At 60.7% G+C, this 14,706-nt stretch carries 14 protein-coding genes; 6 read left to right on the top strand and 8 right to left on the bottom strand.

All coding sequences use genetic code 11. The features are described 5' to 3' along the window. Positions 1–151 precede the first annotated feature (151 nt). The 6 genes from AB4N44_RS01390 to AB4N44_RS01415 all read right to left on the bottom strand — a co-directional run bounded on the left by AB4N44_RS01390 (position 152) and on the right by AB4N44_RS01415 (position 7,115). Positions 152–673 carry a hypothetical protein gene (locus AB4N44_RS01390; RefSeq protein ID WP_150751471.1) on the bottom strand — a complete coding sequence of 174 codons (522 nt, stop codon included), beginning with the start codon at positions 671–673 and terminating at the stop codon, positions 152–154. Next, positions 670–1,191 (bottom strand): hypothetical protein, encoded by a 522-nt coding sequence (locus tag AB4N44_RS01395; protein ID WP_460110603.1) that lies wholly within the window; start codon positions 1,189–1,191, stop codon positions 670–672. Before AB4N44_RS01395 ends, AB4N44_RS01390 begins: the two co-directional genes overlap by 4 nt. Continuing rightward, on the bottom strand, positions 1,188–1,841 hold the full coding sequence (locus AB4N44_RS01400; protein WP_316918310.1) for a hypothetical protein: 654 nt from the start codon (positions 1,839–1,841) through the stop codon (positions 1,188–1,190). Before AB4N44_RS01400 ends, AB4N44_RS01395 begins: the two co-directional genes overlap by 4 nt. Before the next feature lie 289 nt (positions 1,842–2,130). Beyond that, positions 2,131–3,426 carry an OprD family porin gene (locus AB4N44_RS01405; RefSeq protein ID WP_460110602.1) on the bottom strand — a complete coding sequence of 432 codons (1,296 nt, stop codon included), beginning with the start codon at positions 3,424–3,426 and terminating at the stop codon, positions 2,131–2,133. 333 nt (positions 3,427–3,759) lie between these two features. Then, entirely contained in the window at positions 3,760–5,463 is a 1,704-nt protein-coding gene (locus tag AB4N44_RS01410; protein WP_460110600.1) for an amidase, read from the bottom strand. A gap of 269 nt (positions 5,464–5,732) precedes the next feature. Next, complete coding sequence (locus tag AB4N44_RS01415) at positions 5,733–7,115, bottom strand: aspartate aminotransferase family protein (protein WP_460110598.1); 1,383 nt, start codon at positions 7,113–7,115, stop codon at positions 5,733–5,735. A 157-nt stretch (positions 7,116–7,272) separates the two neighbouring features. Here AB4N44_RS01415 and AB4N44_RS01420 point away from each other — a divergent pair, with 157 nt between their 5' ends. The 5 genes from AB4N44_RS01420 (at position 7,273) to AB4N44_RS01440 (ending at position 11,332) form a co-directional block, all read left to right on the top strand. Beyond that, on the top strand, positions 7,273–7,878 hold the full coding sequence (locus AB4N44_RS01420; RefSeq protein ID WP_460110596.1) for a TetR/AcrR family transcriptional regulator: 606 nt from the start codon (positions 7,273–7,275) through the stop codon (positions 7,876–7,878). Positions 7,879–7,983: 105 nt separating this feature from the next. After that, complete coding sequence (locus AB4N44_RS01425) at positions 7,984–9,099, top strand: AI-2E family transporter (RefSeq protein WP_316918314.1); 1,116 nt, start codon at positions 7,984–7,986, stop codon at positions 9,097–9,099. 108 nt (positions 9,100–9,207) lie between these two features. Next, a complete protein-coding gene (locus AB4N44_RS01430) occupies positions 9,208–9,996 on the top strand; it encodes a DUF2092 domain-containing protein (protein WP_460110594.1) in 789 nt (262 codons plus the stop codon). Position 9,997: 1 nt separating this feature from the next. Then, complete coding sequence (locus AB4N44_RS01435; protein WP_150774366.1) at positions 9,998–10,576, top strand: hypothetical protein; 579 nt, start codon at positions 9,998–10,000, stop codon at positions 10,574–10,576. 111 nt (positions 10,577–10,687) lie between these two features. Next, positions 10,688–11,332: a nucleotidyltransferase domain-containing protein gene (locus AB4N44_RS01440; RefSeq protein WP_460110592.1), complete on the top strand. Its 645-nt coding sequence runs from the start codon at positions 10,688–10,690 to the stop codon at positions 11,330–11,332. Here the strand turns inward: AB4N44_RS01440 and AB4N44_RS01445 are convergent. Then, on the bottom strand, positions 11,303–11,968 hold the full coding sequence (locus tag AB4N44_RS01445; RefSeq protein WP_460110590.1) for an NADPH-dependent F420 reductase: 666 nt from the start codon (positions 11,966–11,968) through the stop codon (positions 11,303–11,305). The genes AB4N44_RS01440 and AB4N44_RS01445 overlap by 30 nt on opposite strands. Positions 11,969–12,067: 99 nt before the next feature. Between AB4N44_RS01445 and AB4N44_RS01450 the strand changes: the two genes are divergently transcribed. Next, the gene (locus AB4N44_RS01450) at positions 12,068–12,955 is read left to right on the top strand and encodes a LysR family transcriptional regulator (protein ID WP_460158159.1); all 888 of its coding nucleotides are present in this window, start codon (positions 12,068–12,070) and stop codon (positions 12,953–12,955) included. Positions 12,956–12,968: 13 nt separating this feature from the next. Here AB4N44_RS01450 and proP read toward each other — a convergent pair whose 3' ends face one another. After that, on the bottom strand, positions 12,969–14,471 hold the full coding sequence (proP, locus tag AB4N44_RS01455) for a glycine betaine/L-proline transporter ProP (protein WP_127927442.1): 1,503 nt from the start codon (positions 14,469–14,471) through the stop codon (positions 12,969–12,971). Positions 14,472–14,706 lie beyond the last annotated feature (235 nt).

Consider the following 14,706-nt stretch of genomic DNA (forward strand, 5'->3'; position numbering starts at 1 on the left):
GATCGCAGCCTTCGGCGGCTCCTACAGGGGTCTGTGCAGGGCATGGCGAAGGCTGCGATCTTTTGATCTTGCCGCTATCAGGCGCGCAAACGAATCTGCCGGCGCAACACATTCATCACATCAACTAACAGCCGTCACGCACCATCACACGTCACGGCTGATACGGAATCACCTTGTCCTTGTCCATTTCCACCAGCAACTGATCAAGCATCTGCCGCTTGTTTTCAAACGCTGGAATCGGCACGTACCAGGTCATGACGCTCCAGCCTTCGCGCGAGTAGTTGTAGGTCTTGAGCAGTTCGCCGTCCTTGAAGACCGAGCCGCGCAGGTTGTCCTGGTAGTGGTAAGGCATGGGAAAGGTGAACAAGGTGAAGACGTTCACCAGCGCCAGCCAGTTGACCTTGCCGTCATGCGGCTCGGTGATCAAAAGGCTGTAGCCGTTGCGGCTGTAGCCACCATCGAGCATGGAAAAGGCGCCGGTGTTTTTCAGGGCACTGATGGTTTCGCGCTGATGCTGTTCATCAATTCGGCTGTAGGCCGGTCCGAGCCCGAGTGTGACCGGTACGTAGGCGGTGCTGGCCTTATAGTCGAGCGGTTGCAGGGTATTGGCGCAACCACCCAGCGTCAGCAGGGCGAAGAGCAGGGCGGCAAGCTTGATGACGTTGAGGTTCATTGTGCAGCCCCGTCGGCAGGGATCAGACGATCATGCTGGACGTCCTGGGCAAACGCGCGGGCGATGCGGCTCAGATTCTGGCCTTCCAGTTCACCGCCCTGATCCAGCAGCCAAGTGTATTTCTGCGTGGTGTTGCGATAGCTGTATTGCTTCAGGCGCTTGTCACCTTGATAGACCGAGAATTGCGCCTCGGTGTTGTACTCCTTGGATAACGGCAGCGTGAACAACGTGGCGCAACTGAGCAACACCAGCGGAAACGGCGGAAACTCACGCTGCATGTTCAGTTTGACCTGGACGCTGTACTCGTCACCTTTGGCGGTACCGGTCTGGACGTCACGGAACACCCCGGTCTGGCGCAGATGATTGCGCAGGGTCGATGAATTCATCGGGTCATCGACCATGACGTGGATCGGCATCAGGTAATCCTGACCGTCGGCGAGGGTGCGCTCCGGCAAGGTGTTGCTGGCTGTGCAGCCGGTCAACAGCGCGGCGGTGGTGAGGGCGATGATTTTTTTCATGGTTTGACGTCCACGGCCACCGGTGCAGTGGGGCCGGCAAAGATGTAGGGTTCGGCGCGTTTCAGATCGAGTTTCAGCGGTTGCAGCGTTGGCAGCCCCGGGGTCATGCGCTGAGCGACCACTGCGTCACGGGCGTTCTGGTCACTCCAGCGGAACGCGCAGAAACCGGCAGTCAGGCAGAACGAGCGAAATTCGCCGATGTAGTAGGCCTTGCCGGGCTCAAGTCGCATCGGCAGATTGAATTTTTCGCGCGCCTCGGCCGAGGTGAAAACCGTGCCGAGCCCAGGCTGGTAGCGGGCGGAAAAGAACTGGAAGTCATAGAACTCGTAATCGCCCGGCTTCAGGGGCAGCACGAACACGCTCGCCGCGCCGACGCCGTCCTGAATGTCCTGAGGCGTCGAGTAGGCACCGGCCAGTTTCCAGATACCGGCGGCACCGTATTCGGACCCGCGCTTGCGGAAGAAAATGCGCTGGTTGTCAGCGGCAGGGAATTTGACTGACTGCGGCCCGATCGAGCCGACGAGGTAGCTGACCGGCTCGTTGGCTTTCGGTTGCAGAGGTTCGCTGACCCATGAAGCGCTTTCGGTAATGCAGCCGCTGAGCGTCGCGGCAAGCACAAGCGCGGCGCCTAGTTTGAATAACTGGAACATGTACATCCCTGAATCTGCGTGTGTTGATTGGCGGCAAACAGGAAGGTCAATCAATGCCTTCCTGGCTTGGCGTTTTTGGCGGGTGCGCAGGATAAGGGAGGTGATAGCATTTGGCTAGCCGTGAAAGGTGTGTTGCATACACGGATGTTTGGCTGAAACCCAAACCTGTGGGAGTGAGCCTGCTCGCGATAACTGTGTATCAGTGAGCATGAATGTTGCTGAAAAGACGCTATCGCGAGCAGGCTCACTCCTACAGGGGATAGCGTTTCAAATCGGGATAGGCGGTGGGTTAGAAACCCAGTGGGTACTGGATCACCACATAGATGCGGTCAATGTCATCGCCGGCCTGCGCTTCATTGGCCCGGTGCGATACATGCGAGAGCTGCACCGACAGATCCTTCGCCGCGCCCGATTGCACGACGTATTTCAAATCGATATCCCGTTCCCAGTGCTTGCCGTCGTCACCTTGCTGCGGCTGGTAACTGCCGCTGTCAGGATCGAACGGGTTGTAGGCGCCGCCTCGGGGGGCGTGGGTGCCGTCGATGTGGCTGCCGCTGACGTAGCGGGTCATGAAAGTCAGGCCGGGAATGCCCAAGGTGCCGAGGTCGAGGTCGTAGCGCGCCTGCCACGAGCGTTCGTTGGCACCGTTGAAATCGGCGTATTTGATCGAGTTGGCGAGGTAGATCGAGTCGCCGCCGACGAAATCGAACGGCGTGTCACCATTGATTTTTTGCCAGCCGAGCATCACCGCGTGGGGGCCGAAGGCGTATTTGCCGGACAGGCTGAACGCGGTGTTGTCGATGGCGCCGGCCAGCGCGCGGCCGGTGTCGCGGGTGTGGTAGAGATTGGCGTCGAGCAGCACACCGGACTGCTTGAAATGCAGATTGCCGTAGTACTGGTGCCAGGTGTCTGTGAGTTCAGAGGCGTACAACGCGCCGCCGACGGGGCTGTCGGTGAACAGGTCGGCGCCGAGAAAACTGATCCCGCCGGCCTCGGTATTGGCGCCGTAACCGTAGAAGTCGCCTCTGCCGGAGGAGCTGTCCTGATTCTTGAAGGCGGTGAAATGCCCGGCGACCAGATTGAGGTGATCGAACTCGGCGCTGTTGAGCAGAAAACCTGTGGCGTACTCCGGTTGCAGGCGTTTGTCGGAGGTGTCGAATACCGGTGTTTCGACGGTCATTTCACCGAAGGCGAGGGTGGTGCGCGACGCTTTCAATTTGAGCGCGCCACCTGCGCTGGAGTAATCGTTTTCGCTGCGACCGTTGCTGTCGACCGGCAGCAGACCGGTGCCGGAATGGCCCTTGCCGCCGTCCAGTTTCAGTCCGGCGAAGGCGTGGGCATCGATGCCGAAGCCGACCGTGCCGGGTGTGAAACCGGATGAGAAGGTGCCGATAAAGCCTTGAGCCCATTCCTGTTTGTAGTTTTTGCCGGACGGTGAGGGCGAGCGGTAATCGTTGCTTAGGTAAAAGTTGCGGCTGAGGATTTCGCTTTTGGAATCGTCGAAGAAACCGCTGGCGTGGGCGGTGGTGGTCAGACCGCAGAGCAGCGCGAGCAGGGTGAGGCGCGAAGGGGCGCGGTCGATCATGATCAGTGGCCAGCGGCAATTAAGGTGACCGGGATGATCGAGTAACTGCAGGACAGGGGATTGAGCGGATGTGCTGAATTTACGGGGTTACACAAAACCTGTGGGAGCGAGCCTGCTCGCGAAGGCGGCGCATCAGGCGATATTTATGTCGGCAGACACACCGCTTTCGCGAGCAGGCTCGCTCCCACAGGGATTCAGGGGGACTCAAGATTAATGGCTACATACAATCCCTTGTAGGAGTGAGCCTGCTCGCGATAGCGGTGTATCAGTCAAATTTATCCAGGCTGACACATCGCCATCGCGAGCAGGCTCGCTCCTACAGTTTTAAGCGCGTTACGCCAGCGGCGGCGTGCGTGGCGGGATCTGCCGTTTGCTGCCGGTCGATTCAAACGCTGCCGCCAGGCGCAGCAGGTTCGAGTCGTCGTAGGCGCGGCCGGCGAAGGTCAGGCCGACCGGCATGCCGATGTCGGCCATCACGCCCATTGGCACGGTGACGGTCGGTACGCCGAGGTGGCGGATCGCGAGGTTGCCGTTGGCCACCCAGATGCCGTTGCTCCAGGCGATGTCGGCCGACTCCGGGTTGACGTCCGCATCCGCCGGGCCGACGTCGGCGACAGTCGGGAACAGCACGGCGTCGAGGCCCAGTTTGTCCATCCAGTCCTCAAGATCGATACGTCGAGTCTGCTCGAGACCGCGCAGGCCGTCGGGCACTGTGGAAATTTCATTCCACGGCGTGATGCCGCGCTCGGCCATGCGCACGTATTCGTCCATGCCCGCCACCAGATCGCCCTCACGGTTGGGCAGGGTGCCCGGTTCGTGCGGGAAGATCTTCGCCCCGTCGACGTCGACCAGACGATTCAGCTTCGGGTCGCCGTTGGCTTGCAGGAAATCGTCGAACGCCCAAGCGGTCAGATCCCATAACTCATGGTGAAGGAACTCTTTCGAGACCAGACCACGGGTGAATACAGTCGGCGCGCCGGGGCGATCGCCTTCGCAGTTGGAGACCAGCGGGAAATCGGTTTCGACGACTTCGGCGCCGGCGTCTTCGAGCGCCTGACGCGCCTGCTTCCACAGATCGATCACCGACTCACGGGTGTTGATGCGCTGGCCGGTCGGGCCACCGATGCCCGGTGCTTCGCTGGTGCCGGCTTCAGGGTCGGCATTGATGAACATGCGCGGTACGGCGAAACGCTTGCCGGCCAGCGCTTTGGCGTCGGCCGCCAGATCGGCGTAAGCGGCGGGGCGCACCTCGTTGACGCTCGGGATCGGCACCCACGGTTGCAGACGCCAGAGATCGCCACGGGTGTCCGGGTCGTCGGCCACCACGATGTCGAGGACTTCGAGCAGGTCGGCCATGGTCCGCGCGTAAGGCACGACCACGTCCATGGTCGGCGTCAACGGCCAGTTGCCGCGTACCGAGATCACACCGCGCGACGGCGTGTAGGCGCACAAGCCATTGTTGGACGCCGGGCCACGCCCACTCGACCAGGTTTCTTCAGCCAGACCGAACGCGGCAAAACTCGCGGCCGTGGCGGTGCCGGCACCGTTCGACGAGCCGGAGGCAAACGGCGCAGTCAGGTAATCGGCGTTGTAAGGGCTTTCAGCGCGACCGTAGACGCCGCGCTGCATGCCGCCATTGGCCATCGGTGGCATGTTGGTCTTGCCCAGACAAATTGCCCCGGCTGCGCGCAGGCGCTCGATGGTGAAGGCATCGCGATAGGCGACCAGATCGACAAAGGCCGGGCTACCGGACGCAGCGGTCAGGCCTTTGACCAGATAGCTGTCCTTGGCGGTGTAAGGAATGCCGTCGAGCGGGCCGAGGGTTTCGCCTTTGGCACGACGGGCATCGGACGCCTGTGCTTCGTTCAACGCTTCAGGGTTGCGCACGACTACGGCATTCAGCGCCGTCGGTGTGTCGGCACCGTCGTAGGCATCGATACGGGCGAGATAGGCTTGCACCAGTTCGACTGCGGTGGTCTGGCCGGACTCGAGCGCGGCGCGCAGTTGCGCAATGGAAACTTCGGTGACTTCGATCATGCGCTCACCGCTGTTTGTATTTGGGTGTTTTTCCTGGAATGGGTGTTCATATCGGTTCTCGTTGCACAGCTATAAGCGACAAGGTTAAGACTGGCGCCTATTTAACACCAAGCGGCGTGCGGAGTAATCGACGGGATTGAATCTTGCCTGTTTTCAACCCGACTGACGCCATCGCGAGCAGGCTCACTCCTACAGGGGAACGCATTCCAAATGTAGGAGTGAGCCTGCTCGCGATAGCGGTAGTCCGGCCGCCATATTCCTTCAGTCGATCACAGCACCCCGTACTCCCGCGCCGTCCGGTCCACCGCAATCCGCGTCTTGTCGATCAACTCATCCAGCTCCGTGCGCGTGGCCACCAGCGCCGGCGCCATGATCATCCGCCCCAATGTCGAACGAATGATCAAACCTTCCTCAAAGCCGATCGTGCGGCAACGCCAGGCAATGTCGTTTTCATTGGCAAAACGCTTGCGCGTCGCTTTGTCCTCAGCAAACTGCAACGCCGCCACCAGCCCAACGCCCTGAATCTCACCGACCAACGGGTGATTGCCGAACACCTCGCGCAGGCAATTCTGCAGATACGGTCCGGTATCGGATTTCACCTGCGCGACCACACCTTCATCGCGCAAGGCCTTGAGGTTGGCAATCGCCACCGCCGCCGCAACCGGGTGCCCGGAATAGGTCAGGCCGTGGGCAAACACGCCACCTTTCTCGACCAATGCTTCAGCCATTCGCCGCGACAGAATCAAACCGCCCATAGGGATATAACCCGAGGTCAGGCCCTTGGCGATCGACAGCGTGTCCGGCTCAAAACCGAACGTTTGATGCGCGAACCATTCACCGGTGCGACCAAACCCGCCAATCACTTCGTCAGCACACAGCAGCACGTCATATTGACGGCAGATGCGCTGAATCTCCGGCCAGTAAGTCGCCGGCGGAATGATCATCCCGCCCGCGCCCTGGAACGGTTCGGCGACGAACGCGGCGACCTTGTCGGCGCCCAGTTCGAGAATCTTGTCTTCCAGTTGCCGCGCCGCGCGCAAGCCGAATTCTTCCGGGCTGAGGTTGCCTTCGTGGGCGAACCAGTACGGCTCATCGATGTGCGCCACATCCGGAATGGTGCCGCCCATCTCGTGCATGAATTTCATCCCGCCCAGCGCCGTCGCGGCCAGGGTCGAGCCGTGGTAGCCGTTCCAGCGGCCGATCATGATTTTCTTCTCGGGCTTGCCCATCACCTGCCAGAACTTGCGCACGGTGCGGATCAGCACTTCGTTGGCTTCGGAGCCGGAATTGGTGTAGATCGCGTGGCTGTAGTGCTTGGGCAGCAGGCTGAAGAGCAGCTCGGACAGCTCGATCACCGCCGGGTGAGTGGTGTGGAAGAACATGTTGTAGTAGGGCAGTTGTTCCAGCTGTGCGGTCGCGGCGGCGGCGAGATCCTTGCGCCCGTAACCGAGGTTGGTGCACCACAGACCCGACATGCCATCCAGATATCGATTGCCGTCGTTGTCCCACAACGCCAACCGATCGCCGCTGACCATCACCCGCGGGCCTTCCTCGTTGAGGGCCTTTTGATCAACGAACGCGTGGATGTGGTGAGCAGCGTCAGAGGCTTGGTAATCGCTGGTACTGCGGGTCGAATCGAATTCGGTGGACATGGCGGATCTCCAGAGAAAAGGGCAAGTGAGTGCGTTCGTCGCAGCGCTGCACGGATAAAGTTTTGTCATCTAAAAATATTTTTGTAAAGAAAATATTTGTCGATAAAAAAAGATATCCGTAGGCTGAGGGCCATTGGCAAGGATCATCAGAGGCAACATGAGCGGACTCAGAGAGCGGCAGAAGGAACAGCGCCGGCAGGTGATTGCCGAGGCGGCGCTCGAGTTGTTCAAGCGCAACGGCTTTGCGGCCACCACGCTGGACCAGATCGCCGTGCAGGCGGGGGTATCCGCACCCACCGTGGTCAACTATTTCGGTGGCAAGCAGGAGATTCTGCTGGCTTTGCTCAAGCAACCCGACGAGCAAGCCATGCGCGAGGCGCGGGCCAATCTGGACGAGAACAGCGATCCGCTGGAGGCGTTGTGCGAGTTCGAAGGGCTGATGACCGATTACCAGCTACAGGCGATGCCGGCTTCGCTGTGGCGGGAACTGGCGCCGTTTCTGCTGACGGGGGAGTTGGCAGAGGCGATGAGTCCGTGGAATGCCGCCGTGATCGAAGAGACCAAAGCGCTGCTCCTGCATTTCCAGCAGACGGGCAAAGTGCGCGAATCGATCGATCTTGACGTGGTGGCGACGCTGTTCAACCAATACGCGAACATGGCGTTCATTCGTCTGGCGACGCAGGAAGTCCCGGACCGCACCGCGCATGCCTTGCACATGCGCGGGGTCTTGAATCTGTTGTGTCACGGCATGCTGGAGCGCTGATCGCCGCCATCAAGCGCGACTCGTGTCGGGCAACCGTCGAGACGATGTGCCAGATGTGAACTAGGCTCACAGCGGTTCAACGCTGGCCCAATCAGGAGAGCCGACATGGAAGACAAACCGCTGATAGCGTTTCAAAGTTCCAGAGCGCTGCTGGACGTGCTCATACGCGCGGGCCTGATCACCATTCTGGTGTTGTTCTGCTACGACATTTTCCATCCGTTTCTCAATGTCATGCTCTGGGCGCTGATCCTGGCGGTCACGCTGTATCCGCTGAATCAGCTGCTGGGCGCGAAACTCGGCAATCGCTACGGCTGGGCGGCAATCATTCTCGTGCTTTTAGGCCTGCTGATTCTGATGTTGCCGTTAAGCCTGTTGGGCGCGTCGATCGCCGATTCGATCAAGGGCAGCATGCACACATTTGAAGCGGGGCAGTTCGAGATTCCGCCGCCCCCGGCCAGTGTCGAAGGCTGGCCGCTGATTGGCGCGCCGCTGTACGGCATCTGGATGCATGCGTCACAGGATCTGAGCTGGGTGTTTCAGGAACTGGCGCCACACCTCAAGGACTGGAGCAAAGTGGTGTTGCATCAAGCCGCCGGTGTCGGAGCGGGCATTGTGGTGTTCGTGGTTGCCTTGATCGTCGCCGGGCTGATCATGCACCACGGCGAGCGCGGCCACCGCACAGCGGTGGCCATCACCACACGTATTTCCGGGCCGGTGCGCGGTCCGCAGATCGCCGAACTGTGCACGGCAACCATCCGCGCCGTGGCGCAGGGCGTGGTTGGCATCGCCTTTATTCAGATGCTGCTGGTGGGCGTCGCGTTGGTGATCATGGGCGTACCGGCGGCCGGCATTCTCGCCTTGATGGTGTTGCTGCTGGGCATCACCCAATTGCCGGTGCTGCTGATCACGCTGCCCATCGTGATTTATGTCTTCGCCGTGGACGGGGTCAGCGCTGGCACGATTATCTTTGCCGTGTGGATGGCGATTGCCGGGCTTGCCGACAACGTGCTCAAGCCGATGTTGCTGGGTCGCGGAGTGGCGGTGCCGATGCCGGTGGTGCTGATTGGCGCGCTCGGCGGCATGGTCACCAGCGGCATTATCGGCCTGTTCACCGGGCCGGTGATTCTCGCCGTCGGTTATGAGTTGTTTATCGGCTGGGTGTATCAACCGGCCGATGTCACCGAGCTTCTGGAGAGCCAGCGCAAAGAAAATCTGCCGTGACACTTACTCCTCTCGCGGACGCATTGGCGTACCCCCACACTGAGGTCTAGGCTGGTCAGTCAGTCGCCCTTCGGGCGCAACGCCCACGCAGGGACAGGAGCGGAACCGATGAAAGCCCCAGCCAGTATTGTCTGCCTGATGTTCACGTTGGTTCTCGCGCCGGGAGCCCGCGCCGAAGACCCGCCGGTAGCGCCCGCTGCCGAGGGCGCGGACGATGCGCCGTTGATCAACCCGCAAGTGGTCGACAAGCTCATCGACATGGGCAACTACCTGCGCAGCCTGCCGAAATTCCAGGTCGATGCTCAAGTCTCGCGCGACACCGTTCTGGAGTCCGGGCAGAAGATCAAGACTGAGTCCGCCAATACCCTGAAAGTGGTCGGCCATGATCGCCTGTATGCGAAAAGCGAAGGCGATGTGCGCACCCGCGAGTTTTTCTATAACGGCAAGCAGCTCACCCAGTATTCGCCTTACCTGAAGTACTACACCACCGTCGATGCGCCGGCCACCGTCGCGGAAACCCTGCACAAGGTCGAGAACTACTACGGTGTGCAGGTACCGATGGAGGACCTGTTTCTGTTCGGCAGTGATCAGGCGCAGATCGATGCCTTGAAAGCCGCGATGTACGTGGGCCCGTCGGTCATCAAGGGCCAGCTCTGCGACCATTTGGCGTTTCGCCAGGAAGGCATCGACTGGCAATTGTGGCTGACCCGCTCCGACAAACCCTTGCCGTGCAAACTGGTGATCACGACCACCGATGAGAAGAGCTTTCCCGAGTACAGCGCGGTGTATCAGTGGAACCTCAAGCCGACCATCCCGGACACGCAGTTCACCTTCAAACCGGGCAAAGGCGATGTGGCGATTGCGTTTAAAAAAGCCAGCGATCAGGGAGGGCAATGACATGAACAAGTCGATGACGTGGAGTCTGTTGTTGTCGCTGGCCGCCGCCACGCTGCTGACCGCCGGTTATGTGGCCGAAGCCGACGCCCGCGGGCAACGCGCTCAGGGCCATGCCCGCGCCAACGTCAACCGCGCGCCGGCGCCGAATGCGCAACGGGCGCAGCGGATCAATGCGCCGCAGCGCACCAACAATGTCAGTGCCGGCAATCGGGTCAATTCGGGCAATCGGGTCAATGCCGGCAACAACGTCGGCAACCGCACGAACGTCAATAACAGCAACCGTAACGTCAACCGTAACGTCAACATCGATAACAGTCGCGATGTCGATATTGATGTCGACGGCCATGGCCGCTATGGCTACGACGATCACTACCATCCGCTGGCGGCCGCAGCGGCGGTAACGGCAACCGTCGCAGTCACGGCGGCGGTGGTGGGCTCGATCTTTACCCCGGCGCAAATGCCCAGCAATTGTGTGCAGGTGATTCAGTACAACGTCGCCTACATGCAGTGCGGCTCGACCTGGTACCAGCCGCAGTATCAGGGCAGTGATGTGACGTATGTGGTGGTCAACGCGCCTTGAATGACGGGCGATGCGGATTCAGGCTAGCTGATAAAAATGTTGAGCCGGGGGGTGAAAGGGGGTCGAATGGCGCCGTTAGGAAGCCCTTCGATTAATCTACGAGCCCCAGACATGACAACAGCCCATCCGGTGGTGCCGGACCAAGAGCAATGGCAAGCCTGGACACCCGATGAGTTGGCGCAGCGACTGCGTTCGGTAGACCGCCCGTGGTGTGTGGTCGGTGGCTGGGCGCTGGACCTTTGGCACGGTCGGCAAACCCGTGCCCACAGTGACCTGGAATTCACGGTGCTTCGGGCCGATTTCGCCTGTTTTCGCCAGGCACTCGGTGATCTCGATTTCTATGCAGTAAAGGACGGTACTTTCCAGTTTCTGTCAGCGACTTGCCTGCCCGCCGCAGACGTTTTTCAGATATGGGCTTACGACCGCGCCGCACCGGCCTGGCGCGTGGACGTGATGATCGAGCCGGGCACCCCGCAAACCTGGGCCTATAAACGCGATCCGTCGATTACCTGTCCACGCGCGGAAATGGTTCTGCAAAGCACGGGCGGCATCCCGTATCTGCGACCTGCCGCCGTTCTCTTGTTCAAAGCCAAGCACGCGCGCGCCAAAGACCGCAGCGATTTCGCGACGGTCTGGCCTGATTTGTCTGCGCCGGAGCGCGCGTGGCTAATTCGGTATCTGACGCTGTTGCACCCAGAGCACGACTGGCTCAGCAGCGTTCAGACGTTATCGCCGCCGCCAACTGCCCAAGGGTAACTCGAGTTCGCGCTCGGCAGCAGCCAAGGCGATCTCCAGCCCGGCCTTGTCCAGCGGCGCGCAGTAAGCCGGTTTCGCCCGCTCGAATCGCCAACTGTCATCGAGGCTTCCGGCGTCGACCGCATCGAAGCCAAGTCCGTCCAGCAAACCCACGACCAACGCCTTGGCCAGCGCGTCATCCGCTGCGACGGGCAGGGCGCGTCGCTCGCTGGAACCGTGCGGCCGGGTATCGGTGAGCAGGTCTGCGGCGAGGATGGCATTGAACACCTTGACCACCGTGGCGCCGCGCAAATGCTTGGCGAGCAATCGGCTGGTGGTGCTCTGGAACGTGTCGAGCGCGGCGATGTGACCGTCGCGATCCGGGTAATAGTTGTTGGCGTCGAGCACGGTTTTGCCTTCGAACCAGGCGGGCGGCAGGCTCGGGATGTGTTCGTAGGGGATGGCGAGCAACACCACGTCGGCAAACTGCGTGGCCTGTTCGGCCGTGCCGATCTGGCAGCCGGTGATGCCGGCGAGCACGCTGCTCATGGTCTTCGGGCCGCGGGAGTTACTGAGCATCACTTCGTGCCCGGCGGCGAGGGCGATTTGCGCGACGGCGCGCCCGATAAAACCGGCTCCAACGATTCCAATGCGCATGGTGTGTTCCTCTGTCAGGTGGGGAGCCACTATGATGATTGCTGACCAGATGCAGATAAATTGCGCTCTGTTACTTACTTTCGCTAACAGGAGTTTCGAATGGATCGGCTGACCAGCATGGCGGCTTTCGTGATGGCGGCCGAAGCGGGCTCGTATGCCAGCGCCGCGCAACGCCTGGACATGTCGGCGCAAATGGTCGCCAAGCACGTGGCCGCCCTGGAGCAACGGCTCGGTGCGCGGTTGCTCAATCGCACCACGCGTCGGCAAAGCCTTACCGAGCTGGGCCAGGCCTATTACGAGCGCTGCAAGCACATCGTCGGCGAAGCAGAAGCCGCTGATTCACTCGCGCAGATCATGAACGACACGCCGCGCGGCAAGCTCAGGGTCAGCGCGCCGGTGAGCTTTGGCTCTTACAGTCTGATGCCGTTCGTGACCGCGTTCTTGCGCGAGTACCCCGAGGTGGAAATCGATTTGCACTTGACCGACCGCGCCGTGGATCTGGTGGAGGAGGGGTTTGAGGTGGCTTTCCGGATCGGCCCGTTGGCCACGGCCAGCCTCACCGCCAGGCCATTGGCTGCGTATCTATTGATCGTCTGCGCAGCGCCACGCTATCTGGCGGAACGCGGCACACCGCAAGTGCCCGCCGATCTGCAGCAGCATGAGTGCCTGGGCTATGCCTATTGGTCGCGGCCTGCCGATCACGAGTGGTCGTTTTTCAACGGCGCGCAGGTCGAGCGCGTGCCAGTGAGCAGTCGCTTGCACGTCAACGAAAGCAAGGCATTGTTGTCAGCGGCGGTGGATGGTTTCGGGATTGTGCTGGGGCCTGCCGATTTTCTTGAACCGGCGTTGCGCAGGGGGGAATTGGTGAGGTTGTTGGAGGGCTTTGAGGCGCCGAGCAGAGCGATGCATTTGCTGTACACGGCGCATCGGCAGAAGACGGCGAAGGTTCGTCAGTTCATCGATGCCGCGGTCAGGCGCTTTGCCTGACCGGGCATACGGCTCAGTTGATTCGCGGGTGCTGCTGCACCAGCTCCTTGCGCTTGGCCTCCAGCGCGGCGATTTCGGCGTCGATGTCTTCGATCTTCTGCTCGATGTTGTCGTGGTGCTCTTGCAGCAGTTCTTTCGCTTCTTCAAGGTCGGAAGCAGCAGGCGCAGCGCCACGCAACGGCTTGTTGGCGGTTTCCTTCATGGTCACACCGGTGGCCAGACCGATCACGGCGATGACCATCAGGTAATACGCCGGCATGTACAGATTATTGGTGCTCTCGACCAGCCAGGCGACCACGGTCGGGGTCAGGCCGGCGATCAGCACCGAAACGTTGAAAGCCGCCGCCAGTGCGCTGTAGCGAATGTGCGTGGGGAACATCGCGGGCAGGGTGGAGGCCATGACGCCGATAAAGAAGTTCAGCAACACGGCCAGCATCAGCAGGCCGGCGAAGATCAAACCGATCTTGCCGCTGTTGATCAGCATGAACGCCGGGATCGCCAGAATGAACAAACCGATGCTGCCGACGACGATAAAAGGTTTGCGGCCAATCTTGTCACTGATAAAGCCAATCGCTGGCTGCACGAAGAGCATGCCAACCATGATCGCGATGATGATCAGCACGCCACGGTTTTCGCTGTAGTGCAGGTTGTGCGACAGGTAACTCGGCATATAGGTGAGCAGCATGTAGTAGGTGACGTTGGTCACCGCCACCACGCCGATGCAGGTCATCAGGCTGCGCCAGTGTTTGGTCGCGACTTCCTTGAACGAGACTTTCGGGCCACCGGCGAGGCCTTCGCGATCGCCTTGCTCAAGCTTTTCGACGTGCTGCTGGAACGCTGGGGTTTCTTCCAGGGCGTGACGCAAGTAGAGGCCGATCATGCCCAGCGGCAAGGCGAGGAAGAACGGCAGACGCCAGCCCCATTCCTCGAACTTCGCTTCGCCCAGCGTGGAAGAAATCAACACCACCACACCAGCACCGAGGACGAAACCGGCAATCGAGCCGAAGTCGAGCCAACTGCCGAGGAAGCCGCGTTTGCGATCCGGTGCATATTCAGCGACGAAGATCGACGCGCCGGTGTATTCGCCACCGACCGAGAAACCCTGGGCCATTTTTGCCAGCAGCAACAGGATCGGCGCCCAGATGCCGATCGAGGCATAGGACGGAATCAGGCCGATGGCGAAGGTGCTCAGCGACATGATCACGATGGTCGCGGCGAGGACTTTCTGTCGTCCGTACTTGTCGCCCAGCGCGCCAAAGAACAAGCCGCCCAGCGGCCGGATCAGGAAGGGCACCGAGAATGTCGCCAGCGCGGCGATCATCTGTGTGCCGGGGTCGGCGCCGGGGAAGAACACTTTGCCAAGCACATAGGCGACGAAGCCGTAGACACCAAAATCGAACCATTCCATGGCATTGCCCAGTGCGGCGGCGGTGATCGCCTTGCGCATCTTGGCGTCGTCGACAATGGTGATGTCTTTCAGGCCAATCGGCTTGACGGTTTTCTTGCGTGATTTCATCCGGGTCTTCTCTTTGCTGATCCATCGTGCCGCGTAGATGCCATCTATTTGATGGCGCGTACTCTTTGGCTCAGATACATGAGGACACGAAATAATTCACTGCTCGGCGCTTTTTTTCCTGACGCACCCTGATTTTCCCTGTAGGAGCTGCCGAAGGCTGCGATCTTGTTGGGACGCGGAGCGTCCCCGGCTGCATTCCCACGCAGAGCGTGGGAACGATCAAGAAGGGGATGTG

Source organism: Pseudomonas sp. S3_C06 (genome assembly GCF_054667675.1).

Bases quoted from the DNA above. Each gene is read 5' to 3' on its own strand.
- AB4N44_RS01440 (WP_460110592.1), top strand. From the start codon at position 10,688: ATGACAACAGCCCATCCGGTGGTGCCGGACCAAGAGCAATGGCAAGCC.
- AB4N44_RS01430 (WP_460110594.1), top strand. From the start codon at position 9,208: ATGAAAGCCCCAGCCAGTATTGTCTGCCTGATGTTCACGTTGGTTCTC.
- AB4N44_RS01400 (WP_316918310.1), bottom strand. From the start codon at position 1,841: ATGTTCCAGTTATTCAAACTAGGCGCCGCGCTTGTGCTTGCCGCGACG.
- AB4N44_RS01435 (WP_150774366.1), top strand. From the start codon at position 9,998: ATGAACAAGTCGATGACGTGGAGTCTGTTGTTGTCGCTGGCCGCCGCC.
- AB4N44_RS01450 (WP_460158159.1), top strand. From the start codon at position 12,068: ATGGATCGGCTGACCAGCATGGCGGCTTTCGTGATGGCGGCCGAAGCG.
- AB4N44_RS01405 (WP_460110602.1), bottom strand. From the start codon at position 3,426: ATGATCGACCGCGCCCCTTCGCGCCTCACCCTGCTCGCGCTGCTCTGC.
- proP (WP_127927442.1), bottom strand. From the start codon at position 14,471: ATGAAATCACGCAAGAAAACCGTCAAGCCGATTGGCCTGAAAGACATC.
- AB4N44_RS01445 (WP_460110590.1), bottom strand. From the start codon at position 11,968: ATGCGCATTGGAATCGTTGGAGCCGGTTTTATCGGGCGCGCCGTCGCG.
- AB4N44_RS01425 (WP_316918314.1), top strand. From the start codon at position 7,984: ATGGAAGACAAACCGCTGATAGCGTTTCAAAGTTCCAGAGCGCTGCTG.
- AB4N44_RS01420 (WP_460110596.1), top strand. From the start codon at position 7,273: ATGAGCGGACTCAGAGAGCGGCAGAAGGAACAGCGCCGGCAGGTGATT.
- AB4N44_RS01415 (WP_460110598.1), bottom strand. From the start codon at position 7,115: ATGTCCACCGAATTCGATTCGACCCGCAGTACCAGCGATTACCAAGCC.
- AB4N44_RS01390 (WP_150751471.1), bottom strand. From the start codon at position 673: ATGAACCTCAACGTCATCAAGCTTGCCGCCCTGCTCTTCGCCCTGCTG.
- AB4N44_RS01395 (WP_460110603.1), bottom strand. From the start codon at position 1,191: ATGAAAAAAATCATCGCCCTCACCACCGCCGCGCTGTTGACCGGCTGC.
- AB4N44_RS01410 (WP_460110600.1), bottom strand. From the start codon at position 5,463: ATGATCGAAGTCACCGAAGTTTCCATTGCGCAACTGCGCGCCGCGCTC.